This is a genomic window from Modestobacter lapidis (assembly GCF_054780755.1).
In genome coordinates this window covers 26,963-53,049 of record NZ_BAAGVS010000014.1, presented here as the reverse complement: position 1 = coordinate 53,049, position 26,087 = coordinate 26,963, and the positions used below count along the sequence as shown (strand labels likewise).

Annotated in this window: 22 protein-coding genes and 1 tRNA gene; 9 read left to right on the top strand and 14 right to left on the bottom strand. The window is 73.4% G+C overall.

Annotated features, from left to right (window positions below):
• Positions 1-42: 42 nt before the first annotated feature.
• From ACYVG5_RS14435 to ACYVG5_RS14425, 3 genes are all read right to left on the bottom strand, one after another.
• Complete coding sequence (locus tag ACYVG5_RS14435; protein WP_222047115.1) at positions 43-1,662, bottom strand: ABC transporter permease; 1,620 nt, start codon at positions 1,660-1,662, stop codon at positions 43-45.
• 119 nt (positions 1,663-1,781) lie between these two features.
• On the bottom strand, positions 1,782-2,849 hold the full coding sequence (locus tag ACYVG5_RS14430) for an ABC transporter substrate-binding protein (RefSeq protein WP_222047117.1): 1,068 nt from the start codon (positions 2,847-2,849) through the stop codon (positions 1,782-1,784).
• Positions 2,850-2,894: 45 nt separating this feature from the next.
• Positions 2,895-4,058, bottom strand: a complete 1,164-nt coding sequence (locus ACYVG5_RS14425; RefSeq protein ID WP_246629997.1) for an ABC transporter ATP-binding protein — start codon at positions 4,056-4,058, stop codon at positions 2,895-2,897.
• 133 nt (positions 4,059-4,191) lie between these two features.
• Here ACYVG5_RS14425 and ACYVG5_RS14420 point away from each other — a divergent pair, with 133 nt between their 5' ends.
• Positions 4,192-4,926: an IclR family transcriptional regulator gene (locus ACYVG5_RS14420; protein ID WP_222047121.1), complete on the top strand. Its 735-nt coding sequence runs from the start codon at positions 4,192-4,194 to the stop codon at positions 4,924-4,926.
• 87 nt (positions 4,927-5,013) lie between these two features.
• Here ACYVG5_RS14420 and ACYVG5_RS14415 read toward each other — a convergent pair whose 3' ends face one another.
• The 5 genes from ACYVG5_RS14415 to ACYVG5_RS14395 form a co-directional block, all read right to left on the bottom strand.
• Positions 5,014-6,300, bottom strand: coding sequence for an alpha-hydroxy acid oxidase (locus ACYVG5_RS14415; RefSeq protein ID WP_222047576.1), 1,287 nt, complete (start codon positions 6,298-6,300; stop codon positions 5,014-5,016).
• 31 nt (positions 6,301-6,331) lie between these two features.
• A complete protein-coding gene (locus ACYVG5_RS14410) occupies positions 6,332-7,057 on the bottom strand; it encodes a GntR family transcriptional regulator (protein ID WP_222047123.1) in 726 nt (241 codons plus the stop codon).
• A complete protein-coding gene (locus ACYVG5_RS14405; RefSeq protein ID WP_222047126.1) occupies positions 7,050-10,604 on the bottom strand; it encodes an indolepyruvate ferredoxin oxidoreductase family protein in 3,555 nt (1,184 codons plus the stop codon). Before ACYVG5_RS14405 ends, ACYVG5_RS14410 begins: the two co-directional genes overlap by 8 nt.
• A 243-nt stretch (positions 10,605-10,847) precedes the next feature.
• Positions 10,848-10,920, bottom strand: a tRNA-Thr gene (locus ACYVG5_RS14400).
• A gap of 53 nt (positions 10,921-10,973) precedes the next feature.
• A complete protein-coding gene (locus ACYVG5_RS14395; RefSeq protein WP_222047128.1) occupies positions 10,974-11,717 on the bottom strand; it encodes a hypothetical protein in 744 nt (247 codons plus the stop codon).
• A 181-nt stretch (positions 11,718-11,898) separates the two neighbouring features.
• Between ACYVG5_RS14395 and ACYVG5_RS14390 the strand changes: the two genes are divergently transcribed.
• The 3 genes from ACYVG5_RS14390 (at position 11,899) to ACYVG5_RS14380 (ending at position 15,553) form a co-directional block, all read left to right on the top strand.
• The gene (locus tag ACYVG5_RS14390; protein ID WP_222047130.1) at positions 11,899-12,663 is read left to right on the top strand and encodes an ABC transporter permease; all 765 of its coding nucleotides are present in this window, start codon (positions 11,899-11,901) and stop codon (positions 12,661-12,663) included.
• A 115-nt stretch (positions 12,664-12,778) separates the two neighbouring features.
• A complete protein-coding gene (locus tag ACYVG5_RS14385; protein WP_460683285.1) occupies positions 12,779-14,188 on the top strand; it encodes a S1C family serine protease in 1,410 nt (469 codons plus the stop codon).
• Positions 14,189-14,272: 84 nt separating this feature from the next.
• Positions 14,273-15,553, top strand: coding sequence for a DUF445 domain-containing protein (locus ACYVG5_RS14380; protein ID WP_460683284.1), 1,281 nt, complete (start codon positions 14,273-14,275; stop codon positions 15,551-15,553).
• Positions 15,554-15,692: 139 nt separating this feature from the next.
• Here the strand turns inward: ACYVG5_RS14380 and rlmB are convergent, their stop codons facing one another.
• Genes rlmB through ACYVG5_RS14355 form a run of 5 tightly spaced genes read right to left on the bottom strand, consistent with a single transcriptional unit; the run spans position 15,693 to position 19,795 of the window.
• Entirely contained in the window at positions 15,693-16,682 is a 990-nt protein-coding gene (gene rlmB, locus ACYVG5_RS14375; RefSeq protein WP_246629965.1) for a 23S rRNA (guanosine(2251)-2'-O)-methyltransferase RlmB, read from the bottom strand.
• Positions 16,667-18,067 carry a cysteine--tRNA ligase gene (cysS, locus tag ACYVG5_RS14370; protein ID WP_222047134.1) on the bottom strand — a complete coding sequence of 467 codons (1,401 nt, stop codon included), beginning with the start codon at positions 18,065-18,067 and terminating at the stop codon, positions 16,667-16,669. Before cysS ends, rlmB begins: the two co-directional genes overlap by 16 nt.
• On the bottom strand, positions 18,064-18,573 hold the full coding sequence (gene ispF / locus ACYVG5_RS14365) for a 2-C-methyl-D-erythritol 2,4-cyclodiphosphate synthase (protein ID WP_222047136.1): 510 nt from the start codon (positions 18,571-18,573) through the stop codon (positions 18,064-18,066). The genes cysS and ispF overlap by 4 nt, the downstream gene beginning before the upstream one ends.
• Positions 18,570-19,259, bottom strand: a complete 690-nt coding sequence (gene ispD / locus ACYVG5_RS14360) for a 2-C-methyl-D-erythritol 4-phosphate cytidylyltransferase (protein ID WP_222047137.1) — start codon at positions 19,257-19,259, stop codon at positions 18,570-18,572. The genes ispF and ispD overlap by 4 nt, the downstream gene beginning before the upstream one ends.
• A 53-nt stretch (positions 19,260-19,312) precedes the next feature.
• Positions 19,313-19,795 carry a CarD family transcriptional regulator gene (locus tag ACYVG5_RS14355; RefSeq protein ID WP_179649379.1) on the bottom strand — a complete coding sequence of 161 codons (483 nt, stop codon included), beginning with the start codon at positions 19,793-19,795 and terminating at the stop codon, positions 19,313-19,315.
• Positions 19,796-19,926: 131 nt separating this feature from the next.
• On the opposite strand from ACYVG5_RS14355, the gene ACYVG5_RS14350 reads away from it, so the two are divergent.
• The 4 genes from ACYVG5_RS14350 (at position 19,927) to disA (ending at position 24,126) form a co-directional block, all read left to right on the top strand.
• A complete protein-coding gene (locus tag ACYVG5_RS14350) occupies positions 19,927-20,787 on the top strand; it encodes a UbiA family prenyltransferase (protein WP_222047139.1) in 861 nt (286 codons plus the stop codon).
• Positions 20,788-20,921: 134 nt separating this feature from the next.
• Positions 20,922-21,521: a copper chaperone PCu(A)C gene (locus ACYVG5_RS14345; RefSeq protein ID WP_222047141.1), complete on the top strand. Its 600-nt coding sequence runs from the start codon at positions 20,922-20,924 to the stop codon at positions 21,519-21,521.
• 55 nt (positions 21,522-21,576) lie between these two features.
• On the top strand, positions 21,577-22,941 hold the full coding sequence (gene radA, locus ACYVG5_RS14340) for a DNA repair protein RadA (RefSeq protein WP_460683283.1): 1,365 nt from the start codon (positions 21,577-21,579) through the stop codon (positions 22,939-22,941).
• Positions 22,942-23,046: 105 nt separating this feature from the next.
• Complete coding sequence (gene disA / locus ACYVG5_RS14335) at positions 23,047-24,126, top strand: DNA integrity scanning diadenylate cyclase DisA (protein WP_222047143.1); 1,080 nt, start codon at positions 23,047-23,049, stop codon at positions 24,124-24,126.
• 54 nt (positions 24,127-24,180) lie between these two features.
• Here disA and ACYVG5_RS14330 read toward each other — a convergent pair whose 3' ends face one another.
• The gene (locus ACYVG5_RS14330; RefSeq protein WP_222047145.1) at positions 24,181-24,891 is read right to left on the bottom strand and encodes a MucR family transcriptional regulator; all 711 of its coding nucleotides are present in this window, start codon (positions 24,889-24,891) and stop codon (positions 24,181-24,183) included.
• A gap of 131 nt (positions 24,892-25,022) precedes the next feature.
• On the opposite strand from ACYVG5_RS14330, the gene ACYVG5_RS14325 reads away from it, so the two are divergent.
• Positions 25,023-25,928, top strand: coding sequence for an HhH-GPD family protein (locus tag ACYVG5_RS14325; RefSeq protein WP_222047147.1), 906 nt, complete (start codon positions 25,023-25,025; stop codon positions 25,926-25,928).
• The last annotated feature ends 159 nt before the right edge of the window (positions 25,929-26,087 follow it).

Below are 26,087 nucleotides of genomic sequence, written 5' to 3'. Positions count from 1 at the left end.
CTCTCGGGCCACGAGGGATGTGGCCGGACCAGGTTGTGGAACTCAGTGGGCGACGCGCACACCGAGCAGGCGGCGGGCGACGAGCACCACGCCGAGATTGATGACGAGCATGACGACGGAGAGTGCGCCCATCAACTGGAACTGCGACTCGGAAGCGAGGTTGTAGAGGATCACCGGCGCGACGTTGTTCGTCCCCGTGAAGAGGAAGATCGAGACGTCGAGCTCGCGGAACAGCAGAACGAAGTTGAGCACTCCGATCGAGAGGATCGGCCCACGCAGCAGCGGGATCGTCACCCGTCGCATGGACTCGCTCCAGGACGCGCCCAGCACCCGGGCCGCCTCCTCGGTCTCCGCGTTGACCTGCTTGAAGCCGGCGTGCACATAGGTGAACGACTGCGGCACGACCCGGATCAGGTAGGCCAGCAGCATGATCGTGAGCGTGCCGCCCAGCCAGTACGGGGAACCGCTGTAGGCGATGACCATGGCGATGCCGAGGATGGCCCCGGGGAACGCCAGCGGAGCGAGCATGAACGGCTGGATCGCCGGACGGAGCCTGGTGCGGCTGCGCTCGAGGAGCCAGACCGCCAGGACCGCCACCACGATGCTCGCCACCGTGGCCACCAGCGCGATCCACAAGCTGTTCCAGAACGACTCCAGGATGGCCGGCCGTTCCACCAGCGCCCGGTAGTTGTCGAAGAGCACCAGGTTGTCCCAGGTGAGCGGGAGGCCCACCGCCTTGCGGAACGAGGTCAGCAGCAGCACCCCGAACGGGAGCACGATGCTGAACAGCAGGACCACGAACCCGAAGAACCAGGCAACCCAGCGCCACACGCCGAGCTCGACCGTGCGCTTCTGCCCCGGCTTGCCGCCGACGGTCGTGTAGGCGCGTTTGCCGTACAGCTTCCGCTGGAGGTACAGGAGGACGCCCAGTGCGAACAGCACGGGCAGACCCAGCACCGCCGCGTACTCAATGCGCGGCGGGAACGTCATCAACTCGAGCATCGCGGTGGGGATCGTCTGGAACCCGACCGGGCCGCCGAGGAGGGCCACCGGCCCGAAGATGACGAAGGCGCTGATGAAGACGAGGAGGCTGCCGGAGAAGATCGGCGGCAGCATCAACGGCAGCGTCACCGCGCGCAACGTGTGCCACCGGGTGGCACCGGCGGACTCCGCGGCCTCCTCCAGCCGGCTGTCCATGTTGTCCAGCGCGTCGGTAACCGGCAGGAACACGAGGGGATAGAGGAAGAGCGTGAGGACGAGGATGATCCCCTTCGCGCCGAAGATGTCGAACGCCGGCAGCCCGAGCGGCACGAGCACGTACTCGTTCAGCAGGCCGCCGCGCGGGCCCAGCAGCAGGATCCATCCCATCGCGGCGATGAAGCTCGGCGCGGCGAAGGTGAGCACGGCGACCGAGCGGAAGAACCGCCGACCGGGCATGTCCGTGCGGCTGACCAGGAAGGCGAACGGAACCGCGATCAGCAGCGCTCCGATGGTCGTCGCGGTGCCGATCCAGAACGAGTTGAAGATCGCCTCCAGCACGCTCCCCTGGGTGAGCACCTCCGCGTAGTTGTCGAGCCCGCGGGAGCCGGACTCCGGGAGCTCCAGGCTCTTCCAGAGAAGCGAGCCGACGGGCACCACGACCAGGAAAAAGGTCGCTGCCACCCACAACCACGGTGCGAGGGACTCCATGCCTCGCCAGCGGGCGAACCTGCCCCGGGAGCGGGGCGGGGATGGATTCCCCGTCCCGGAAGGGCGGGAATCCGTCAGGACTCCCTGCACTGTCAGACCCCCATCGCTTCGGAGAACTTGGCCAGCAGCTCGTCCTTCTGCGCGGACAGCTCGTCGGCCTGGATGACCACCAACCGGTCCTCGCCGAGCTCCTCGGCGCCTTCGGGCACGTCGGCGCCGGTCAGGACCGCGCGGGACCCGATGCCCGCCTGGATGTTCTGGAACTCCTCGCTCAGCTGGTACTGCGTGAGCAGGCGAGCAGCCGCCGGGTGCGGCGAGTCGGCCAGCGGGGCGATGAACGAGGTCAGTACGCCGATGTCCCCCTCCGGGTAGCCCATGGCCAGCGGCTCGCCGGCGTTGGCGGCGGTGGCGACGTCGGCCTCGATGCCGGGGATGCCGAAGTCGGCCTCACCGGTGGCCACCAGCTGGGTGAGCGCCAGGGCCGAGTCCGAGATCAGCGTCTCCGCCTCTCCGAGCGCCGACAGGAAGCCCGGCTCGATCTGGTCCATCGCGGCCACGAACGTGAGGGCCGCGCCGGAGGAGTTGGGGTTGGCGACGGCGAAGACGCCCGGCTGGTCGGCCAACTCCGACCACGTCGTCGGCAGCGAGGCGGGGTCCGTCGACGCCTCGTTGTACGAGTACCCCATGGCGGCCCAGGTGAAGGGCACGTGGGCAGCGTCATCGGGGGTGGCGAGAGGATCGAGGATCTCGTCCCGGTTCTCGAGCTCAGGGTCGGCGAGCACGCCCTCCTCGCTCCAGGTGCTCAGCGTGGCCTCGTCGTTGAGGCTGACGACGTCGAACTGCAGCGCTTCGGCCGAGAGCTGTGCCGACACCTGCTGGGCGATGTCCCCTCCGCTCGCCCGCACGAACGTGACGTCGATGCCGTACTCCTCCTCGAACGACGCAGCGAGGAGCTCGACCTGCTCGCGGGTGTGCCCACCCGCGCCGATGGAGACCTCTCCCTCCTCCTGAGCGGCGGCGATCAGTTCCTCTTGATCGGTGGGCAGGTCTTCCGCGGCCTGGGTGGACGACTCGGGCGCACTGCACCCGGCGATCGCGGTGGCGAGCACGGCGACGGCGGCGATACCGGCTGCGCGCGGACGGACGCTACGACTGGACATGGTGGATCTCCTCGGTGCATCGACGTTGATCAGGACGTGGAGAAGTCAGGACACGGACAGGCTCGAGAGCTGGGCGCCCTCGGCCGGGGGCTGGGCGGCGAGGGCGTCGGCGGGCTCGTCGATCAGGTTGCCGACGCCGGAATCGATCAGGACCGTCACCTGCGTTCCCCGGTCCATCGGGCGCAGGGTGCGCTGGACGATGCGGACGGGGTCCGGCAGGCCGTCGACGTCGACGATGTAGTGCGTCTCGTCACCCAGGAAGACCGCCTCGCGGACGGTGCCACCGGCTGTCTCCGCGTCGTCCTTGCGGCGCTCGATACCGATGTCGGGCGGGCGGACGCAGACGAGCACCTTTTCGCTGGGCCGCCGGGTCATGCCGGGTGGCGTGTTGATCCCGACGACCTGACCGGTGTCCAGGCGGACCACGACGTCCGGTGCCCACGACTGCACGGTGGCCGGGATGAAGTTCGCCGGCCCCAGCGACAGGGCGACGAACCGATTCCGGGGGTTCTGGTAGAGCTGCTCGGGAGGCCCGATCTGCTGGGTCTCGCCGGCCTTGAGTGCGACGATCCGGTCGGCCAGCGCGAGGGCCTCGATCCGGTCGTGGGTGATGTAGATCATCGTCACGCCCGACTCGCGCTGGATGTTGCGGATGGCCAGCCGCATGTCCTCGCGCAGTCGCGTGTCGAGGTTCGACAGCGGCTCGTCGAGCAGCAGCACACGCGGCTCGGTGACCAGCGCCCGCGCCAGGGCGACGCGCTGCTGCTGGCCACCCGACAACTCGTGCGGATAGCGACTGCCGAGCCCGTCGAGCTGCACCTGCTCGAGGGCGGACTGCACTCGCCCGGCGATGCTTGCGCGGCCTCCCTCGAGGGTCTTCCGTCGCCGCCGGACGGTCAGGCCGAAGCCGACGTTGTCAGCGACGGTCATGTGCGGCCACAGGGCGTAGCTCTGGAAGACGACCCCGACCTCGCGCTGGTCCGGAGGGACGAAGACCCCGGGACCGGCGACGACGGTGCCGCCGATGGTGATCCGTCCACCCGTCGGCCGCTCGAAGCCAGCGACCATGCGCAGCGTCGTCGTCTTCCCGCAGCCGCTCGGGCCGAGCAGCACGATCGACTCGCCGGACTCGATGTGCAGGTCCAGGTCCCGGACCGCGGTGGCCTCGCCGAACACCTTCTGCAGTCCTTCGATCTTCAGGTCGGACAAACGACGCACCTTTCAGTTTGTGCCGTGACATGGCACATTGGTTCGTGACGTGGCACACTGAGCTTCCCGTTCGACCGTGACGAAGTCAACAGCCGCGACGAATCCGGGCGAGTTTCTGTAGAGGATGAGGTTTATGCGCGTCGTTGCGACGGTGTTCCAGGTGCTGGAGGAGGTGGCCGCCCGGCAGCCCGTCGGGGTCAGCGACCTGGCGCGCTCCCTCGACCTGCCGAAGAGCACCATCCAGCGGGCCCTCGTCTCCCTGCACGAGCTGGGCTGGGTCGAGCAGGAACCAGGAGGGACGCGGCGCTGGGTCGTGGCCATCAAGCTGCTCGTGCTGGCCGGTCGCGCCGGCGGGCTGGACCTGCGCGAGCAGGCCATGCCGGTGATGCGCGAGCTCTCGGTGCTGACCGACGAGAACGTCCACCTCTCCGTGCGCAGCGGCCGCGGCGTGGTGATCATCGAGAAGCTGGACAGCAGCAAGACCGTGCGGCTGTTCGACCCGCTCGGGGTGGTCGCGCCGATTCACGCCAGCTCCACCGGCAAGGCGATCCTCGCCTGGAGCGACGACGACGACATCGATCAGCTCCTGGCGGAGTCCTTCGAGCGGTACACCGGGCGGACCCTCGTCGACGGGAACGCGCTTCGCGAGGAGCTACGGACCATTCGGGAGCTCGGGTACTCCGTCAACCGGGGCGAGTGGCGCGATGACGTGCGGGGGGTCGCCGCCCCCATCCTCGATGCGCAGGGCCGGCCCCGTGCCGCGATCAGCGTGGCCGTGCCCGCTTCACGCCTGCCCGAGCGGCGGATCCCCGCGCTCGGCCGCCTGGTCGCGGAGACCGTGTCCCGGCTGAGCGTGAACGGCGGGTAAGGCCTGGTGGGCCCGGCCGATACCTGAGCCTGGGGACGCTCCCCGCGCGGAACACTGCAGCCGGCTGCTCCGCGCGGGGAATCGAGGTCACCGCACGCCGGTGCGCGGACCGTCGGCTCCCAGGGCGTCCGCCGACGACGCATCCAGCGCGACCACGCCCGACCGCAGCCCGGCGACCTCGCGGACCCCGAGCAGCTGCATCGTCCGCACGAACTCCTGCCGAAGCAGTGCCAGCGAGCGACGGACTCCCGCTTCCCCGCCGGCCATCAGGCCGTACAGGTAGGCGCGTCCGATCAGGCAGGCGTCCGCCCCCAGCCCGACGGCAGCCGCGATGTCGGCACCGCTCCGGATGGTCCCGTCGATGTAGAGCTCCGTCGAGTCCTGCAGGCGGTCCCGCACCCGGGGCAGCAGGGTCAGCGGCGCCTGGGTGCGGTCGAGCTGGCGCCCGCCGTGGTTGGACAGCACGATCCCGTCGACACCGGCGTCCGCGGCCCGTACTGCGTCGTCGAGCCGTTGGATGCCCTTGACCACGATGGAGCCGGACCAGTTCTCCCGGAGCCAGCCGAGGTCGTCGAAGGTGACGGCCGGATCGAACATGCGCGTGATCGTCTCGGCGACGCTGCTCGGGGAGTCGCTCATCGTGGCGAAGGTCAGCGGTCCGCTGGTGAGCATGTTCAGCCACCACGACGGGTGCATCCCCATGTCCATCAGGGTCTTCGCGCGCAGGGTGGGCGGCATGGTGAACCCGTTGCGCTGATCGCGCAGGCGCCCGCCGGACACCGGGACGTCCACGGTGAGGATCAGCGTGGTGAAGCCGCTGGCGGCGGCCCGGTGCAGCAGGTCCTGGCCGGCCGCCCGGTCGCGCCACAGGTAGAGCTGGAACCACTTGTCCGCCGTCGGCAGCTCCGCGGCGAGCTCCTCGATCGACGTGGTCCCCATCGTGGACAGCGCGTACGGCAGTCCGGCGTCCCGCGCGGCCCGGCCGACGGCGAGTTCGCCCTCGTGGTGGACGGCCTTGGTCAGCCCCGTGGGGGCGAGCACCACCGGTAGGCCGGCCGGCCGGCCCTGGATGGTGGTGCCAGGACGCGCCTCGCTCACGTCCCGCAGGACATGGGGGGCGAACCGCACCTCGTCCAGGGCTGCGCGGCTCCGCGCCATGGTCAGCTCCGACTCCGCCCCACCGTCGACGTAGTCGAAGACGGCTCGGGGCGCGCGCCGCCGGGCGAGCGTGCGCAGGTCGTCGATGGAGTAGGCGCGAGCCATGCGCCGCTCGACCAGGCTGCCCGTCGGCCGCTCCCCCACCAGCATCGGTTTCAGGTCCGCCCACTTCGGCAGCTGGCGGTGGACGCGGGCGGGGCGGGCACCCTCGGTCATCTTCGTTCTCCGATCTGTGGCGACGACGGGTTCAGCGGACACCGGGTCCGGCCTCGTCGGGGGCGTGCTCGGGATGGGGCAGGGCATCGAGGACCGCCTGCCGGCCGGTGTGCAGGTCCGCTTCCAGCGCGGTGACCGCCGCGTCCCCGCCACAGTGGATCCCGGCGAGCAGCCGCGTGTGCAGGGCGGCGAGGCGACCGGCGGTGAAGTCCGGACGGACGGTCGAGACGATGTAGCGCAGCTCCTCCTCGCAGAGGAGGTAGGCGGCGAGCAGCCGGTCATTGCCGGCGGCGACCAGCAGGCTGGTGTGGATGGCCTGGTGGGTCTCCACGACGTCGATCCACGGGGCGTCGTCCGGGAGCCGTTCCAGGGCGCGCGTCGCCGCGACGAAGGCGTCGAGGTCGGCCTGGCGCTGCAGGGCGAGGCGGAGGGCGCCCACCTCCAGGACCTCCCGGTAGGCGGACACCTCGTTGACGCGGTCGCGGGTGAGCAGCGGCACGCTGGCCCCCCGGTTGGGACGGTGGTCGAGCAACCCGCTCGAGACCAGGATGCGCAGCGCCGCCCGCACGGTGTACCGGCCGGTGCGGAAGCGCGCGGCGAGCTCCTCCTCCTTCAGCCGCTCACCGGGTGGATAGCGGGCCGACAGCAGCTCCTCCCGCAGCAGGGCCGCCAGCCGACCGGCGGCGTTCTCCGGCTCGACCTCCACCGGCCGGAAGTGACCGCCCGTCCCGGGCGTGGCGATCGTGGACTCAGACACTCGGCGTCAGCTTCAGCCGCGGGCGGCGCAGGCCCTCCCGGAGCTCCTCGGCCCGCTGCCGGGCGAGGACGGCGTTGGCCCGCTTGACGTCCTCGTAGCCGCGGATCTGGTCGGGCAGGTCGGCGATCGCCACCGCGGTGTCCAGGGTGTTGGGACGCAGCTGCTCCACGGCCTCGTCGAGCAGCTCCCGGTACCAGCGGATGAGGTCCCGCTCCTCGCGCCGGGACTCCAGCAGGCGGAAGGGGTCCGCGACACTGCCGCGCAGCCGTCTGGACGCGCGCAGCGCCCGGAACGTCGGCGCGGCTACCGTCTCCGGCAACTGCAGCTTGCGCTTGAAGAACCGCCGGGCGAGCGGGGGCTGCAGGTTGTGCACCAGCTTCACCTCGCCCTCGAACGTGGCCGCGACGTGCTCGGCGAAGTCGGGCTTGAGGTAGAGGCGGGCCACCTCGTACTCGTCCTTGAAGGCCATCAGCTTGTAGAGGTTCCGGGTGACCGCCTCGGTCAGTCGCTGCGAGCCGGGGTCGATCGCCGACTCGCGGGCGGCGACCCGGAGGACCTCGTCCACGTAGGGCGCGGCGTAGGTCCCGTCCTGGTAGTCGACGAGTTCGGCGATGCGGACGGCGAGCAGCCGCCGGATCGGCTCGGACAGCTCCCCGGTGCGCTGCCACAGGGCCTCGGCCGCCGCCCGGCGGCGGGGGTCGAGCCGCTGCGCACGGCGGGCGAACTCGGTGACCGCGTCGGTCTCCGGCGGCGCGATGAGCGCCTCGATCCGCGCCCGGTCGGCCACCCACAGCCGGCCGTGGCGGAACGCCTGCCGGTTGGCTTCGACGGCGACCCCGTTCAGCTCGATGGCCGCCTCGATGGCCCCGGCCGACAGCGGGAGCAGCCCCTGCTGGTATGCGGCGCCGAGGGCGATCACGTTGGTCAGCATGTAGTCGCCGAAGACCTCCTCGGCGATCCACCGCGCCCGGACCTCGACGACGTCGCGGCAGTAGTCCGCGATGGTGTTCCGCAGGCGCTGGGTATCGATGACGGTGTGGACGTCGCGGATCTGCTCGCCGGTCGGGAACAGGTCGGTGTTGGTCACCGCGACGGTCCGCTCGGGGGCGCACCGGTCGAGGTTGGCCGGCGAGCAGGCACCGACCTCGTCGAGGGCCAGGTACAGGTCCGCCTTGCCGACGCCGACCTTGCTGGCGGGCGCCACTGTGCCCGGCGGGATCAGGGTCAGGCTGCTGACCACCGGCCCCCACTTCTGCGCGGCGCCGGTCTGGTCGAACGAGGTGACCTCGTAGCCGTCGAGGAGTCCGGCCACCGACAGGATGCCGTTCAGGGTGAGCACGCCGGTTCCGCCGACCCCGGGCATGTACAGGTTGAACGGGTGGTCGGGCACCGGCACCGTGGCCGCAGGCAGCTCGTCGTCCGAGAGCGGCTGGGCCGACCGCTTCGGGTAGCCCTTCCCCTCCTCGGTGAACACGGTCGTGAACGAGGGACAGTCGCCCTTGACGCAGGAGAAGTCCTGGTTGCACGAGGAGGTGTGGATGCGGGTCTTGTCGCCGAACTCCGTCTGCGTCTTCTGCAGGGACATGCAGTTGCTCGCGGCCCCGCAGTCACCGCAGTTCTCGCAGACGTCCTCGTTGATGACCACGTACTCCGTGGGGCGCGCCAGCTTGCCGCGCTTCTGCAGGCGCCGCCGCTCGTTGGCGCACGACTCGTCGTAGACGAGAACGGTCACGCCGGAAACCCGGGAGAGCTCGTCGGCGGTTTCCACCATGCGGTGGGCCGGCCGGATCTCGACGCCCGGCGCGAGCCGCTCCCGGCGATACCGGCGGGGTTCCTTGGTCATCAGGACGATGCGGGCGACGCCCTCGGACTCCAGCCCCCGGGTCAGGCTGGCCAGCCCCCGGGAACCGACGGCGTCCTGCGCGCCGGTGTTGGCGACCACGCCGTTGTAGAGCAGCTTGAACGTGATGTTGACGCCTGCGGCCACCGCCCAGCGCACGTTCAGGTAACTGGAGTGGTAGATCGAGCCGTCGCCGATGTGCTGCACCATGTGCTCGCGGTCGGTGTACCTCGACAACCCGATCCAGGGCAGGCCCTCGCCCCCGTACTGGGTCATGACGTCGATGTGCCGCTCGGGCTGCTCGATCACCGTGTTGAAGCAGTTGCAGCCCGGGGCGCCCCAGGCCTCCTGGCCCGGCGCCAGCACCGTCGACGTGCTGTGCGGGCAGCCGGAACAGAAGTTGGGCGTCCGAGCGGCCAGCACCTCGTAGTCCCGCTTGCGAACGGCGGCGATCTCCTCGACCCGCGGTCGCAGCGGCAGGTCGGGCAGCACGTCTGCCAGCAGCGAGACCAAGCGTTCGGCCAGGACGTCGGCGTCCATGCCGCCCTCGACGGGGAACAGTCGAGCGCCGCGCTCGTCCCGCTTGCCGACTACCCGGATCGGGCGCCCGAGGGGCTGGAGCGCCGAGCGCACCTGCTGCTCCAGGAAGTCCCGCTTCTCCTCCACCACGACGACCCGGTCCAGACCCGCGGCGAACTCCTGCACCCGCTCCTCGTCGAGCGGGTACACCAGGCCCAGCGTGAGCATCCGGACGCCGGCGGCCCGCAGGTCGTCGTGGGTGAGCCCCAGGTCGACCAGCGCCTGCTCGACGTCGGTGGCCGACTTCCCCGCGGTGATGATCCCAACCGTATCCGCCGTCCCGGACACGACCGTCCGGTCGAGGCCGTTGGCCCGGACGTAGGCGCGCACCGCCAGGTGCTTCTCCTGGTAGAGGTGGCGTTCGGTCTCGATGTTCTTGCCGGGGAAGAACGAGAAGTCGGTGCGCTTCTGGAACGGCTTGCCGTCGATCTCCAGGTCGGGAATCTGGACCTGCGGCTCTCCGGGCGTGTAGGTGACCGACTGGCCCGCGTCGCAGAGCGCGCTGGTCAGCTTCATGGCCACCCAGCAGCCCGAGTACCGCGACAGGCGGATGGCGTGGACGCCGAACGACCGGAACTCCTCGACCGTCGACGGGTACAGGATCGGGATGCCTGCGGAGACGAAGGCGTAGTCCTGCTGGTAGGGCATGGTCGAGGACTTCGCCTCGTGGTCCTCGCCGGAGAGGATCACCACTGCGCCGTGCGTGGAGGTGCCGGCGAAGTTGCCGTGCTTGAGGGCGTCGCCGCTCCGGTCGACGCCGGGACCCTTGCCGTACCAGATACCGGTGACGCCGTCCCACTCGCTGTGCGGGTGGTCCTCGAGCATCTGAGTGCCCATGTGTGCCGTGGCCGCCTGCTCCTCGTTGCCCGCCGGCACGAAGCTCACGTCGTGGTCGGCCAGCAGCTGCGGCACCCGGCTCAGCGCCAGGTCATAGCTCCCGAGCGGCGAACCCGGATAGCCGCTGATGAACGTTCCGATCCGCAGCCCGGCCGCACGGTCGCGCCGGGCCTGTTCCAACGGAAAGGCCACCAGGGCCTGCAGGCCGGGGACGAAGTGCTGCCCCGAGTCCTGCTTGAGGCGGTCGCCCAGGTCGGCCACGGGACGTGTCGTTCGGGTGCTCTGGCTCACACCACGATTGTGACACAACTTTGCCGAGAAGGAACCGCCACCGCGGGTACGGGTGCGAGCACGGCTCAGCCGTTCCGCGTGGTCGCCGGCCGACGTCGGGACGGCGACACCGACGGTGGTGCACCGACGGAGGGGCAGACCAGAGAACCGGGCACGGCCTCGCTCGAGCACGGTCCGTGCCGAACGGGCCGGAGCGGGAGGGCCCGTGCGCCCAGGCGTGATGCGGACGACCCGAGGGCAGAGAGCCGACGAGGGGACTCGAACCCCTAACCGCCCGATTACAAGTCGGGTGCGCTACCAATTGCGCCACGCCGGCGGCGGCCGCCACGGCGGCCGGATCGATCGTAGGGCCCGGCCGTGCCGCCGCCCTCAGGCGGAACCCGGGCCGGTCGACGAATCGCCCCGCAGGCGCCGCACCGGGTAGCCGTCGGCGGATGCGCCGCCGGCCAGCCAGCGCGCGAACCCCGCCGGGTCGCGCCGCTCCAGCTCGTCGAGGACCTCACCACGGCGGCGCACCACGACCGCCCGCTCCGCGGCGTCGGCCGCGGATTCCAGCACTGCGGCTGTGCGCCGCCACTCGCGGCCGAGCTCCTCCACCGACAGGCCCGCCGCCGGCGGGAGGGCAGCGGCGGGGACCGCCGGTGTCGGGCCGGCCGGGGACGACGGACCACCGCCCGGCGCCGCTCCTGCCGAGGGGGGCACGCCCGGGCGTGGTGGGGTCACGCCACCGGGCGACGGCACACCGCCTCCCGGCGGAGGACCGGTGGGCGCGCTCCGGCGGGCCCACCACGCCAGCGCGACGGCGCCCACGCACGCGAGGACGAGCACGGGCGCCGCACGGCCGGCGAGCACGGCGGAGCCGGCGAGGACGAGCAGCCCGGCCACGGTGCCGACCCCCGCACGCCAGGCGGCGTCCGCGACGGTGCGGCGCAGGGGCACCACCGGGTTCTCCCGCGCGATGCCCGCGCCCAGGCATCCGGCGACCACCCCGGCCAGGGCGACGGCGAGCACGCCGGCACCGTGCAGCGAGACCCCGCCGACCACGGCGAGGACCCCGACCAGGGTCGCGGCGAACGCCACCGAGGCTCGGGTGAGCAGCTGGCGCAGGGACACGGCATCCTCCGGGACGAGGCGACTCCACGGGCACCCCCGGCAGCGCCCGGGGTGGCCCGCCGTTCGCCCGATCTCCTGAGCGTCCCGCACCACCACCGATCCCGCCCGTCGTGCCCGCGTGTCACGGCCCGGGACGGTGCACCGGGCTCCTGGCGACACCTGTCCGGCACCATGTCCCGCCGTGGGCAGCTCCGTGGTGGACCTGGGTCCGGGGCTGGTCGTCGCCCTCCTCCTGCTGACCGCGCTCGCCGCCGGCGCCGGCTGGGCCTCCGGGTTGGGCCAGCACCGCCCGATCGTGATGGCGGCACTGCGGGCCACCGTCCAGCTGGCCGTGGTGTCCGCCGTCCTGGTCGCTGTCATCGGTTCGCTGTGGCTCTCCGCGCTGTTCGTGCTGCTCATGCTCACGGTGGCGGCGACCACCGCGGCCGGGCGGGTCACCGGCCTGCCGGTCCGCACGCCGGGGGTGCTGCGGCGGGCCTCGGTGGCGGGCGCGGCCGTGCTCACCGGCGCCGCGCCGGTGGTGGCCCTGGTGCTGGCCAGCGGATCGGTCCCGCTGCGCGGCGAGGCCGTGATCCCCGTCGCCGGGATCGTGATCGGCGGGGCGATGACCGCGACGTCCCTGGCCGGCCGCCGGCTCCGCGACGAGCTGCACCAGCGGCGCGGCGAGGTCGACGCGGCCCTGGCGCTGGGCTTCCTCCGGCACGATGCGGTGCTGGAGATCGCCCGCCCGGTCGCCGCGACCGCGCTGGTCCCGGCGCTGGACCAGACCCGCACCGTCGGGCTGGTCACCCTGCCCGGCGCGTTCGTCGGCGTGCTGCTCGGTGGCGGCAGCGCCGCGGAGGCCGGCGCCGCCCAGCTGCTCGTGCTGGTCGGCCTGCTCGGCGCCGAGGCCCTGGCCGTGTGGGTGACCCTGGAGCTGGTCGCGCGGGGCGAGCTCGACAGCTGAACCCGACACGTCCAGGCAATTCACAGCGCACCACCAGTTCCGGGCAAGTCCGGGGCCGGAGAGTGGTGTCCATCGCGGCGGGGACGTCCCACCGCGAGGTTGGGGAGGACTTCCAGTGACTGAGCAGAACCGTCCGGGCGACCAGACCGGACCCGGCACCGGCCGCACCGACAGCGCCCCCTGGGCGCCGCCGGCAACCCCCGCGGCGCCGCAGCAGTCCGCCGCCCAGCCGGCGCCGTACGCCGCTGGCCCGTACCAGCCCGGGAACGCGCCGACGTCGCCCTTCGGCGGGGCGCCGGCCCCCGACGCCCGGGCGCACCAGCCGTGGCCACCGGCCGGCTGGGGGCAGCAGGCCGGCGGGCACGGCGGCCTGCCGCCGGCCTTCCAGGCACCAGGCGGCCCGGCCGCCGGCCGGCCGGCACAGCCGGTCCGCCGGGCAGGGCGCTGGCGGCTCGGGGTCGCCGGGCTGGCCGCCGGTGCGCTCATCGGCGGCGGCGCCGGCGCCGGGGTGGCCACCCTCGTCGGGGACGACGCCGCCGGGCGCTCGGCCACGGTCAGCGCGCAGGAGGTCGTCATCAAGGACCCGCAGGCGGCGACCTCGGCCACCGCGGCCGCCGCGAAGGCCGCCCCCAGCGTGGTGACCGTGTACGTCAGCTCCGGCTCCGGCTCCGGTTCCGGATCCGGCGTCGTCCTGACCGACGACGGCTACGTGCTCACCAACAACCACGTCGTGTCGGTGGGGCCCGCGGGGAGCACCGTCGTGCAGGTGCGCACCGCCAACGGGGCGCTCCACGACGCCACCGTGGTCGGCACCGACCCGACGTCCGACCTGGCCGTCGTGAAGCTGGCCGAAGCCCGGGACCTGACCCCGGCCACGTTCGCCGATTCCGACGAGGTGCAGGTGGGCGACCTGGCGGTCGCGATCGGCGCACCGCTGGGCCTGTCCAACACGGTCACCGACGGCATCATCAGCGCCACCGACCGCGCCGTCGCCACCGGCTCCGACCAGGAGCAGACGGTCATCGACGCGCTGCAGACCGACGCGGCGATCAACCCTGGCAACTCCGGTGGCGCCCTGGTCGACGCGGCCGGCGAGGTGATCGGGATCAACACCGCCATCGCCACGGTCGCCACCGACGTGCCCGGCCAGCAGGGCAAGAGCGGCAACATCGGGGTGGGCTTCGCCATCCCCTCGAACACGGCGACCCGGATCGCCCAGCAGATCATCGACACCGGGTCGGCCAACCACGCCCTGCTCGGCGTGAGCGCCCGGACGGCGGCGTCGAACGGATCCCCGGTCGGCACCGGCGCGGAGCTGGTGCTGGTGCAGGCCGGCAGCCCGGCCGCGGCGGCCGGACTCCAGGTCGGCGACGTGATCACCGCCGTCGGAGACCGGTCGGTGACGTCCTCCATCGAGCTCACCGCGGCGGTGCGCAGCTCCGAGCCCGGCGACGAGGTGACGCTGACCGTGCGCCGCGGGTCGGCTGACACGACGGCCGAGGTCACGCTCGGCGCCGCCGACTGATCCACCGCCTCCGCCCACCGGCCCCGCCCCCGTTCCCCCGGGGGCGGGGCCGGTGGGCGTTCGGGCCCGCCTACGCTCGACCCCGTGCCCGGCCCGCAGTCGACCCTCCCGCTGGCCGCCTCGCTCGACGACCCGGTGCGCGCCCGCGACCTGGCCCGGATGAAGCGGCTGGCGACCAGCCTGTTCCTGATCGCCGCCGCGGTCTTCCTGGCCTGCGTGCTCCTCGGCGACGACGCCGGCGCCTGGGTCGGGTACGTCCGGGCGACCGCCGAGGCATCGATGGTGGGGGCGCTGGCCGACTGGTTCGCCGTCACCGCGCTGTTCCGGCACCCGCTGGGGCTGCCGATCCCGCACACCGCGATCATCCCGCGCAAGAAGGACCAGATCGGCACCAGCCTCGGCACCTTCGTGCAGGACAACTTCCTCACCCCGGCGGTGGTCGACGAGCGGCTGGCCGCCGTCGACGTCCCCGGCAAGCTCGGGGACTTCCTCGCCGCCCCCGGCCGGGCCGAGCGGCTGGCCGGCGACGCCGGTGCCGCGCTGGGCGCGCTGACCGACCTGCTGAAGGACGACGACCTCCAGCCCGCGGTCGCCGCACTGGTCGACCGGAAGCTGCGGGAGACCCCTGCCGCACCGGCCGTGGCCCGCACCCTGGAGCTGGTCGTGGACGGCGACCGGCACCAGGAGGTGCTGTCGGCGGCGCTGCAGGGGCTGGCGCAGTTCCTCGAGGACAACCGGCTGGTCTTCCGCGCCCAGCTGGGGGACGCGTCGCCCCCCTGGGTGCCCGACTGGGTCGACGACCGGGTGTTCGACCGGGTGTTCAGCGGCCTGCAGGGCTTCCTCACCGAGGTCGGCGCCGATCCGCGGCACGAGCTGCGGCGTTCCTACGACCGCCGGCTGCGCGCCTACGTCTCCGCGCTGCGCACCGATCCGGCGACGGCGGCCCGCGTGGAGCACCTCAAGGACGAGCTGCTCGACCACCCAGCGGTGCGTGCCTGGTCGGGCTCGCTGTGGACCACGGTGAAGAACTCGGTGGTCACCGCGGCCGCCGATCCGGACTCGGAGCTGCGGGCCCGGGTGGCCACGCTGATCCGCCAGGCCGCGCGGCTGCTGCAGGAGGACCCGACGGTCCGCGAGCTGGTGCAGCGGCAGTCCCGCCGGGCCGCCGGCTACGTCGTGGAGCGGTTCTCCGGCGACGTGGCCGACCTGGTCGGCACCACCGTCGCCCGCTGGGACACCGAGGAGACCAGCCGCCGCATCGAACTGCAGGTCGGGCGGGACCTGCAGTGGATCCGCGTCAACGGCACGGTCGTCGGCGGGCTGGCCGGTCTGGTGATCTACACGGTGGCCCAGCTGCTGTCCTGAGCCGGCGTCAGCACCGTCGTGAGGAGTCAGCCGTGTCGTGAGGAGTGGGGCCCGGAGGGTCCCGCGATCGAGCGACGAAAGGGCTCCGCCTGACCGGGGGACGGCTCCTGGTCGCGGTGCGGTCCGGAGGACCGCAGTGTCATGGCCGCGGTGCGGCCCGGAGGGTCGCAGCCTGATACAGCGCGATGCCGGCCGCGACGCTCACGTTCAGCGACTCGGTGTCCTTGGTGATCGGGATGGACAGCACGACGTCGCACCGCTCGCGCACCAGCCGGGACAGGCCGGCACCCTCGGCCCCGACCACCAGGGCGATCGGGTCGGCGAAGCCGTCGTAGGAGTGGATGCCCAGGTCGCCGTCGGCGGCCAGACCGACGGTCTGCAGGCCGGCCTCCTGGTAGCCGGCCAGGGTGCGGGCCAGGTTGACCGCTCGCGCGACCCTCAACCGGGCCGCGGCGCCGGCGCTGGTGCGCCAGGCCGAGCCGGTCATGCCCACCGCTCGGCGCTCGGGGACGACGAGACCGTGCGCGTCGAAGGCCGCGGCCGAGCGGATGACCGCACCCAGGTTGCGGGGGTCGGTGACGCCGTCCAGCGCCACGATCAGCGGCGGGCGGCCGGAGTCGCGGGCGATGTCGAGCAGGTCGTCGGGGTGCGCGTAGTCGTAGGGCGGCACCATCAGGCCGATGCCCTGGTGCAGCGCGTGGTCGCTCATCCGGTCGAACTCGGCCTTGCCCACCTCGAGCAGCGGCAGCCCGCGGTCGGCGGCCAGCTGCACGGACTCGGCGATCCGCTCGTCGGTCCCCCCACGGCTCGTGTCGCCGGTGACCACGTAGAGCGCGGTGGCCGGGATGTTCGCGCGCAGCGCCTCGAGGACCGGGTTGCGGCCCAGCAGCAGCTCGGGGGCCTCGGCGTTGCGCCGCTGCACCCGCTGCCGGTTGTCCTGACGGGCCGCCGCCGCCTTCGCCGCCTTGTACGCAGGGTGATGCGGCCGGTCGGTGGCCTTTGGAGTGGCGCCCCGACCGGCCAGCGAGCGGCGGTTCTTGCCCCCGGTTCCGGCGGTGGCGCCCTTCTTGCTCGTGCCGCTCGTGCGGCCCCGTCGTTGGCTGTTGCCGGCCATCAGGTCAGCTCCCATCGTGTGCCCTGGGATGTGTCCTCGACCTGCACGCCCAGGGCGCCGAGCTGGTTCCGGATCGCGTCAGCCGACGCGTAGTCCTTGCGGGCCCGGGCCGCCGCGCGCTGTTCCAGCGCGAGGGCCACCAGGCCGTCGGTCACCGCGGGAAGCCGGGAGTCGCTGCCGCCGGCGGCCCACTGCGGGTCCAGCGGATCCAGGCCGAGCACGCCCAGCATCGCGCGGACCGAGCCCAGCGCGCCGGCCACCGCCCGGTCGTCGCCGGCAGCGAGGGCGGTGTTGCCCTCCCGGACCGTCTCGTGCACGGCCGCGACCGCCGCCGGCGTGCCGAGGTCGTCGTCCATGGCGTTGCTGAAGTCGGCGCACAGCACGCGGGCCCCGGCGTCCGCCCCCACCCGCTCGGCCGCCCTGCGCACGAAGGACTCCAGCCGCCGGTAGGCGGTCCCCGCCTCCTCGAGCGCAACCTCGGTGAACTCGATCGTCGAGCGGTAGTGCGGGGCCACGAGGTAGTAGCGCAGCTCGACCGGCCGCACCCGCCGCACGACCTCGTCGACCAGCGCCGTGTTGCCCAGCGACTTGCTCATCTTCTCACCGCCCATGGTGACCCAGCCGTTGTGCAGCCAGTAGCGGGCGAACCCGTCGCCGGCCGCCTGCGACTGGGCGCGCTCGTTCTCGTGGTGCGGAAAGCGCAGGTCGAGGCCGCCGCCGTGGACGTCGAACTCGGGGCCGAGGTACTTCTCGGCCATCGCCGAGCACTCCAGGTGCCAGCCCGGACGCCCCCTGCCCCACGGCGTGGGCCAGGCAGCGGTCGCCGGCTCGTCGGGCTTGGCGGCCTTCCACAGTGCGAAGTCACGGGGGTCGCGCTTGCGCTCGTCGGTCGCGGTGTCGGCGGCCGGCTGCAGGTCGCCCAGCTTCTGGCCGGTGAGCTCGCCGTACCCGGGGAACGAGCCGACGTCGAAGTAGACGTCGCCGCCGACGGCGTAGGCGTGCCCACCGGCGACGAGCCGCTCGATCAGCTCGACCATCTCCGGCACGTGGCCGGTGGCGCGCGGCTCGTAGGTGGGCGGCAGCGTGCCGAGCACCTCGTAGGCCCGGGTGGCGGCCCGCTCGTTCTCGTAGGCCCAGGCCCACCAGGGCACCCCCGCCGCGGCGGCCTTGGTGAGGATTTTGTCGTCGACGTCGGTGACGTTGCGGACGTAGGTGACCTCGGAGCCGGTGTGCAGCAGCCAGCGGCGCAGCACGTCGAAGGCGAGGGCGAACCGGACGTGCCCGATGTGCGGGGGGCCCTGCACGGTCAGCCCGCAGACGTACATGGAGACCTGCCCTGCACGCAGGGGTGTGAAGTCGCGCACGGCACGTGCGGCCGTGTCGTACAGGCGGAGGCTCACTGCGCGGAGTCTACGGGCGCGGGCGGAGTGGCCCGGACCACGAGCGCGGTGGCCACCGCGGCCCGCCCCTCCCCCCGCCCGGTCAGGCCCAGCCCGTCGGTGGTGGTGGCGGTGACGCTCACCGGAGCGCCGAGGGCGGCCGACAGCGCCGCCTCGGCCTCGGCCCGGCGGGGCGCCACCTTCGGGGTGTTGCCGATCAGCTGGACCGCGGCGTTGCCTACCTCCCAGCCGGCCTCGGCGAGCACCTCGCGGACGTGCACCAGCACCGCTGCCCCGCGGGCGCCCGCCCAGCGGGGATCGTCGGTGCCCAGGAGGCCGCCGATGTCGCCCAGCCCGGCAGCGGACAGCACCGCGTCGGTGAGGGCATGCGCGGCGACGTCGCCGTCGGAGTGGCCGGCGCAGCCGTCGGCGCCGGGCCACTCCAGCCCGGCCAGCCAGCAGGGGCGGCCGGCCTCGACCGGGTGCACGTCGGTACCGATGCCCACCCGCGGGAGTGGCGCTGTCATGAAATCTCCCCGGAGAGCTGCAGCTCGGCGAGCGCGAGGTCATGGGCGACGGTGATCTTCGCGGCCCGCTCGTCGCCGGCCACCGTGTGCACCGCGACGCCGGCGGCGCGGACCACCGAGGCGTCATCGGTGTACGCCGCAGCGGTGCCGGACACCCGCCCGTAGGCGGCCACCAGGGTCGCCCGGTCGAAGCCCTGGGGCGTCTGCACCCGGCGCAGCGGGGCGCGGGGCACGTCGGCGGTGACGCGGCCGTCGTCGTCCACCACGACCGTCGTGTCCACGACCGGCAGCACCGGGACGACGGCGTCCGCACCGGCGGCGAGGGCCTCGAGAACCCGGGCGACGACCGCCGGCGGGGTCAGCGGGCGGGCGGCGTCGTGCACCAGGACGGCGGTGCGGTCGGTCCCGTCGGCGTGCTCGCGCGCCGCGGCGAGCGCCGCGCGGACCGACGCGGTGCGGGTGTCGCCACCGACGACGACGTGCACGCCGGCGGGCAGGACGTCGGTGAAGGCGGCGCGCTGCGGCGCGGGGACGGCGACGACGACCTCGTCCACCCCTCCGACGTGCAGCGCGTCCACGGCCCAGCACACCAGGGGCCGGCCACCCAGCCCGACCAGCGCCTTCGGCACGTCCGCCCCCAGACGCAGACCACTCCCGGCCGCTGCGACGATGCCGACAGCGTGCACGGGAGTGGTCCGGCGATCTCTGGGGTGGAACGCAGTGCTCAGGGGGGCCCTGATCAGCTGGCCAGGACCTCGTCGAGGAGGACCTCGGCCTTGTCCTCGTTGGTGCCCTCGGCGAGCGCGAGCTCGCTGACCAGGATCTGCCGTGCCTTCGAGAGCATCCGCTTCTCGCCGGCCGACAGGCCGCGGTCCTTGTCGCGGCGCCAGAGGTCGCGCACGACCTCGGCCACCTTGTTCACGTCACCGGAGGCCAGCTTCTCGAGGTTGGCCTTGTAACGCCGCGACCAGTTGGTCGGCTCCTCGGTGTGGGGGGCACGTAGCACCTCGAAGACCTTGTTCAGGCCCTCCTGACCGACGACGTCACGGACGCCGACGATCTCCGCGTTGTCCGCCGGGACGCGCACCGTCAGGTCGCCCTGGGCGACCTTGAGCACGAGGTAGCGCTTCTCGACACCCTTGATCGTCCGCTGCTCGATGGCCTCGATGAGCGCAGCGCCGTGGTGCGGGTAGACAACGGTCTCGCCAACAGTGAAACCCATGTGTGTGTAACCCCTTTCGCTCAGTCCAGGTTACCACGGAAGAATGCCTCCCGGCTCGTCCAAGTCCGGCAAAAGTGCAGGTCAGCGGCCCGATCGAGGTCAGGCGGGGGGTTGACAGGGAGGTGGTCGGTGTGCGTGGCGGCACTCGTGGCGGCCGGGCCGGTGCCCCGGCGACCCTGCTGGCCCTGGCCCGGGCGACCCACCTGGGGCCCGCGCTGGCGGTGAGCCTGGTGGCGGTCCTGCTGGCCGCTGCCGCCGGCGTGGGCGCCGGGCGCACCGTGCTGCTCGGGTTCGCCGTGCTCACCGGCCAGGCCTCGATCGGCTGGAGCAACGACTGGATCGACGCCGACCGCGACCTCGCCGTCGGTCGAGCCGACAAACCGGTGGTCCAGGGCGTGCTGACCCCCGCCCTGCTGCGGACGGCGGCGCTGGCCTCGGCGGCGCTCAGCATCGCGCTGTCCCTGCTGCTGGGGGTGGTCCCCGGCCTGCTGCTGCTGGTGCTCGTGGCCAGCGGCTGGGCCTACAACGCCGGCCTGAAGCGCACCGCGGCCTCCCCGTTGCCCTACCTGACCGGCTTCGGGTCCCTGCCGGCCGGCGTGGTGGCCGCCGCCCCGGGGGCACCGGGCGCGCCCTGGTGGCTGATCGCCGCGGGCGCCGCGCTGGGCGGCGCGGCGCATGTGGCCAACGTGGCACCCGACGTCGCCGACGACCTGGCCACCGGTGTGCGCGGGCTGCCGCACCGGGTGGGGGCGACGCCCTCGGCGGTGGCCGGAGCGCTGCTGCTGGGTGCGGCCACCCTGCTGCTGGTCATCGGCCCGGACGGCTCCCCGGGCGCCCTCGGCTGGGTGGCGGTGGCGCTGGCCGTGCCGGCCGTCGTCCTCGCGGCACTGGCCGGCAGCCCACGCTGGCGGCGGGCGGCCTTCCCCGCGGTGCTGCTGCTGACCGTGCTGGACGTCGTCCTGCTGCTGCTCGGCGGCGGCTCCCTGAGCTGACGTCCCACGCCGGGCGACCGCCGCGGGACTCCCCGACCCCGCCTCCCAGCGGGCACCGGGGATCGACCGTTACGCTCGTCGCGTCTCAGGCCACCCCTTCCCGCGGTGGCCGGCACGTCCTGGAGGTCGACGCTGTGAACCGCGCCCTGCGCGCTGCCGCGATGAGTGTCCTGCTGCTCTCGCCGGTCGCCCTCACCGCCTGCAGCGCCGGCCAGGTCGCCCAGACCGCCGAGCAGGACCGGGACCAGTCCGGCGGGACCGCCACCGTGGGCGACCTCACCATCCGGGACGCCCAGCTGGCCTACCCGCCCAGCGGTGAGCACGCCGCCGGCAGCGACCCCCGGCTGATCGTGGCCGTCTCCAACACCGGCCAGGAGGACGACACCCTCCTGGACATCACCGGCGAGGGCTTCGCGTCCGCAGAGCTGGTCGGCAGCGCCGCGACGCCGGCCCCCGCGGGCACGCCGGCGTCGACCGGCCTCGACATCCCGATCCCGGCCGGGAGCACCGTCTTCATCGGCGGCGAGGGCCCGGCCGTCGCCCTCACCGACCTCGACGAGCCGCTCACCGTGGGGCAGGCCCTCGACGTGACGATGAGCTTCGAGGAGGCCGGCGACATCGAGGTCAGCGTCCTGGTCGACACGCCGACCCGCGACCTGCCGCGGGGCGACGCCTTCGACTTCCACGAGGAAGAGGGCGGCGAAGGGCACTCGGGCGGCAGCGCCTCCGAGTGAGCCGGCTGCCCGGCTCCCGGGCGGAACTGTCGTACCTTCCCGGCACGATCGCCCGGTGCCCCCGTCCGTGAAATCAGCCCGTCCCGCGCACCGCTGCACCGAATGCGGCTACACCGCCGCCAAGTGGGTCGGCCGCTGCCCCGAGTGCCAGACCTGGGGGAGCATCACCGAGGTCGGCGTCATCGCCTCCCCGCTGCGCGCGGTCAGCGCCGGCCCGGTCAGCGCCAAGGCCCGGCCCATCGCCCAGATCGAGCTGGCCGGGGCGCGGGCGGTGCCCACCGGCATCGACGAGTTCGACCGGGTGCTCGGCGGCGGGCTCGTGCCCGGGGCGGTCCTGCTCGTCGCCGGTGAGCCCGGGGTGGGCAAGTCCACGCTGCTGCTGGAGGTCGCCCACCGGGTCGCCGCCCGCAACGGCCCCACTCTCGTCGTCTCGGGCGAGGAGTCGGCCGCCCAGGTCCGGCTGCGCGCCGAGCGCATCGGCGCGCTGCACGACGAGCTGTACCTCGCCGCCGAGACCGAACTGGGCGCCGTCCTATCCCACGTCGAGGACGTCAACCCCTCGCTGCTCGTGCTCGACAGCGTGCAGACCGTCCGCTCCCCGGCAGTCGACGGCACCGACGGCGGCGCCACGCAGGTCCGCGCCGTGGCCAGCGCGCTCTCGGCGGTGGCCAAGGGCCGGGGCATGACCACCATCCTCGTCGGCCACGTCACCAAGGACGGCGCGATCGCCGGCCCCCGGGCCCTGGAGCACCTGGTCGACGTCGTGCTGTCCTTCGACGGCGAGCGGCACTCCACCCTGCGGATGGTGCGGGCGACGAAGAACCGCTTCGGCCCCGCCGATGAGATCGGCTGCTTCGAGATCGGCGACAACGGCGTGATCGGCGTCCCCGACCCCTCCCACCTGTTCGTCTCCCGCCGGTCGGCCCCGGTGCCGGGCAGCTGCGTCACGGTGACCATGGAAGGCAGCCGTCCCCTGCTGGCCGAGGTGCAGGCGCTGGTCGCCACCTCCGGCGGCGGCGGCTCACCGCGCCGCGCGGTGAGCGGGCTGGACTCCCAGCGGGTGGCGATGGTCAACGCCGTCGTGGAGCGCCGCGGCGGGGTCAAGCTGGCCGAGGCCGACGTCTTCGCCGCCTCGGTGGGCGGGGTGCGGATCGTCGAGCCGGCCGCCGACCTGGCGCTGGCGCTGGCCATCGCATCGGCGGCCAAGGACCGCCCACTGCCGCAGGGGGTGGTCGCCATCGGCGAGGTGGGCCTGTCCGGCGAGATCCGGCGGGTGGGTGGCACCGGCCGCCGGCTGGCCGAGGCAGCGCGCCAGGGCTACACCGCCGCCCTCGTGCCGGAGGACGCCGGCCCGGCGCCCAAGGGCATGCGCCTGCTCGAGGTTCCCGACCTGGGAACGGCGTTCGCCCGGCTGTGGTGACCGGTCGACCACCTCCCGGCGCCGCGGCCGCCCCCCGAGGTCGCCGGCCACCTGCCCGCGGCACGTAGGATCAGCACCCGTACCGCCCGACCGTCAGGAGCGCTCGTGCCCCCCGCCGTGGACCCAGAGGTCGCCCTGCGGGAGCTGCTGGGCCGGATCGCCCCCGGCACCGCCCTGCGCGACGGGCTCGAGCGCATCCTCGCCGGGCGCACCGGCGCCCTGATCGTGCTCGGCTACGACCGGGTGGTCGAGTCGATCTGCACCGGTGGGTTCGCCCTGGACGTCGCCCTGTCGGCGACCCGGCTGCGCGAGCTGGCCAAGATGGACGGCGCGGTGATCGTCTCCTACGACGGCACCCGCATCGTCCGCGCCGGCGTCCACCTGATGCCCGACCCGACCATCCCCACCGATGAATCCGGCACCCGTCACCGCACCGCCGAGCGGGTGGCGCTGCAGACCGGCTTCCCGGTGATCTCGGTCAGCCAGTCGATGCACATCATCTCCGTGTACGTGGCCGGGCGCAGGTACACCCTGGAGCACCCCACCACGATCCTGGCGCGGGCCAACCAGGCGCTGGCCGCACTGGAGCGCTACAAGCTCCGGCTGGACGAGGTGGCCAGCACGCTGTCGGCGCTGGAGATCGAGGACCTGGTCACGGTGCGCGACGCGATGAGCGTCAGCCAGCGCCTGGAGATGGTCCGCCGGATCGCCGACGAGATCGAGGGCTTCGTCGTCGAGCTCGGCACCGACTGCCGGTTGCTCGCCCTGCAGCTGGACGAGATGCTGGCCGGCGTCGAGGAGGACCGTGGGCTGCTGGTGCGCGACTACCTGCCGGGTGGTCGGCGCCGCACCGGCGAGGAGGTCCTGGCCGACCTGCGGGCGCTGACGGCCACCGAGCTGCTCGACCTGTCCGCGGTGTCCCGCTGCTACGGCCTGCCCACCTCCCCCGACGCGCTGGACTCCCCGGTCAGCCCGCGCGGGTACCGGCTGCTGGCCCGCGTCCCCCGGCTGCCCGCCGGGATCATCGACCGGCTGGTCGCCCACTTCGGCGGGCTGCAGAAGCTGCTGGCCGCCACCATCGAGGATCTCCTGGCCGTGGAGGGCGTGGGCGAGGCCCGCGCCCGCGGCATCCGGGAGGGCCTGTCCCGCCTCGCCGAGACGTCCATCCTCGACCGCTACAGCTAGCACGGGCGAACGTGCGGCGCAGCCGAGGCCACGCCCTGCCACACCGCAGGTGCGCTATTCGAGCCTGATCGGGGCGTCCCCGCTGGTCTTGGTGTCCAGCCGGCCACGGAGCACGTAGTCCCCGGGAGCGGGCGTCACCCGGGGAGCAGCGCAGCCCGGCTCGCTGGTCAGCCCGCCCCAGACCAGCGGGAAGATGGCCGCCTCACCGGGCGCCAGTGTCCGGGTGTCGTCGGTCGCCTCGGGGAAGCAGTCGTTGCTGCCCCAGACCCGGGTACCGCCGCTTTCGAGCAGCACGATCTCCTGCAGGTTCTTGTCGAGCGCGCGCACGCACGGCACCTCCGACACGTTGGTGACCACCAGGTCCAGCGTCGGCTTGCTGCCCACCGCAACGGGTCCGCCGGGTGGGCGCACCTGAACGGAGATCATGTCGTCACTGCACGGTCCCCCGGGCGCCGGCCCGGGCGGCCCCGGTGCCGCGGGCGGCGGTGCCGCCGTCTCCGTCGCCGGTTCGGGACTCGGGGCCACGGTGGGCACCTGGACCGAGGCCAGGGAGGGCACGACCTGCTCCAGGGACGGCGGCGCGAGGCTGGGATCGGCCTCGCCGGTCGCGCCGGATGCCACGGAACCTCCGCCGCCGTCCCGACCGCTCACCGCGACGACGGTGAGCCAGCCGCCACCGGCGAGCACGGCGAGCACGAGCCCGAGCAGGAGGAGACGCCGCCGCCAGTAGACGGCGGCAGGCAGCGGGCCGACCGGGTGGAGCACGGACAGGACGCTAACCGTCGGCACGGTTCGCCGTGGCGCGCCACGCCCTGACGGACCTGCCGGGTCGGACCGGTTCGGTCCCGTCACCCGGCAGGCGCCCGCCCGAGCGGAGGACGGCAGACTGGCAGCCGATGAGCGCCGCCGTCCGCACGCCCCCCGACCCGGCGGACCCAGCGACGGTGGACGACACCATCGTCGACTGGTACGCCGGGGCGGCCCGCGATCTCCCGTGGCGGGCACCGGGCACCGCCCCCTGGGCAGTACTGGTCAGCGAGGTGATGCTGCAGCAGACCCCCGTGGCCCGGGTCGAGCCGCGCTGGCGGGAGTGGCTGGCCCGCTGGCCGGCTCCCGCCGACCTGGCCGCCGCCAGCCCTGCCGAAGTCATCCGCGCCTGGGGGAAGCTCGGCTACCCGCGTCGGGCGCTCCGGCTGCGGGAAGCCGCCGCGGCGATCACCGAGCGGCACGGCGGCGCCGTCCCGGCCGACGTGGCCGCGCTGGAATCGCTGCCGGGTATCGGCACCTACACCGCCCGCGCGGTCGCCTGCTTCGGGCACGGGCAGCGCCAACCGGTGGTGGACACCAACGTGCGCCGGGTGGTGGCCCGGCTGGTGCACGGGAACGCGACGGCCGCTCCCGCGCGATCCAGCGACCTCACCGACATCGCCGCGCTCACCCCCGATGATCACGACCGGGCGGTGCGGTTCTCCGTAGCGGTGATGGAGCTGGGCGCACTGGTCTGCGTGGCAGGCACGCCACGGTGCGCGCTCTGCCCGGTTCGTGACCAGTGCGCGTGGCGGCTGGCCGGCTCCCCCGCCGCCACCGGGCCGCCCCGGCGGGTGCAGAGGTACGCCGGCACCGACCGGCAGGTGCGCGGGCGGCTGCTGGACGTGCTGCGGGGCGCCTCCCAGCCGGTCGCGCCGGCCGAGCTCGACCGGGTGTGGGAGGACGCCGTCCAACGGTCGCGGTGCCTGAACTCGCTGCTCGCCGACGGCCTCGTCGTCCAGACCGCCGACGGGCGCTTCACGCTGCCCGAGTGACGGAGGACCACCACGCTGTCGATCATCGGCATGTGGCTGCCGGCCACGCCGGTGGAAGCAGCCATTCGCCGATGATCACCGTCGGCTCCGGGCACGACGAAGGGCCGCCGCCCGCTCGATGAGCGGGCGGCGGCCCTTGTCAACCGGCCTCCCTGCAGG

Coding starts and splice junctions, on each gene's coding strand:
- ACYVG5_RS14430 (WP_222047117.1), bottom strand. CDS start 2,849: ATGTCCAGTCGTAGCGTCCGTCCGCGCGCAGCCGGTATCGCCGCCGTC.
- ACYVG5_RS14415 (WP_222047576.1), bottom strand. CDS start 6,300: ATGACCGAGGGTGCCCGCCCCGCCCGCGTCCACCGCCAGCTGCCGAAG.
- ACYVG5_RS14325 (WP_222047147.1), top strand. CDS start 25,023: ATGAGCGCCGCCGTCCGCACGCCCCCCGACCCGGCGGACCCAGCGACG.
- ACYVG5_RS14355 (WP_179649379.1), bottom strand. CDS start 19,795: ATGGGTTTCACTGTTGGCGAGACCGTTGTCTACCCGCACCACGGCGCT.
- ispF (WP_222047136.1), bottom strand. CDS start 18,573: ATGACAGCGCCACTCCCGCGGGTGGGCATCGGTACCGACGTGCACCCG.
- rlmB (WP_246629965.1), bottom strand. CDS start 16,682: ATGGGAGCTGACCTGATGGCCGGCAACAGCCAACGACGGGGCCGCACG.
- ACYVG5_RS14420 (WP_222047121.1), top strand. CDS start 4,192: ATGCGCGTCGTTGCGACGGTGTTCCAGGTGCTGGAGGAGGTGGCCGCC.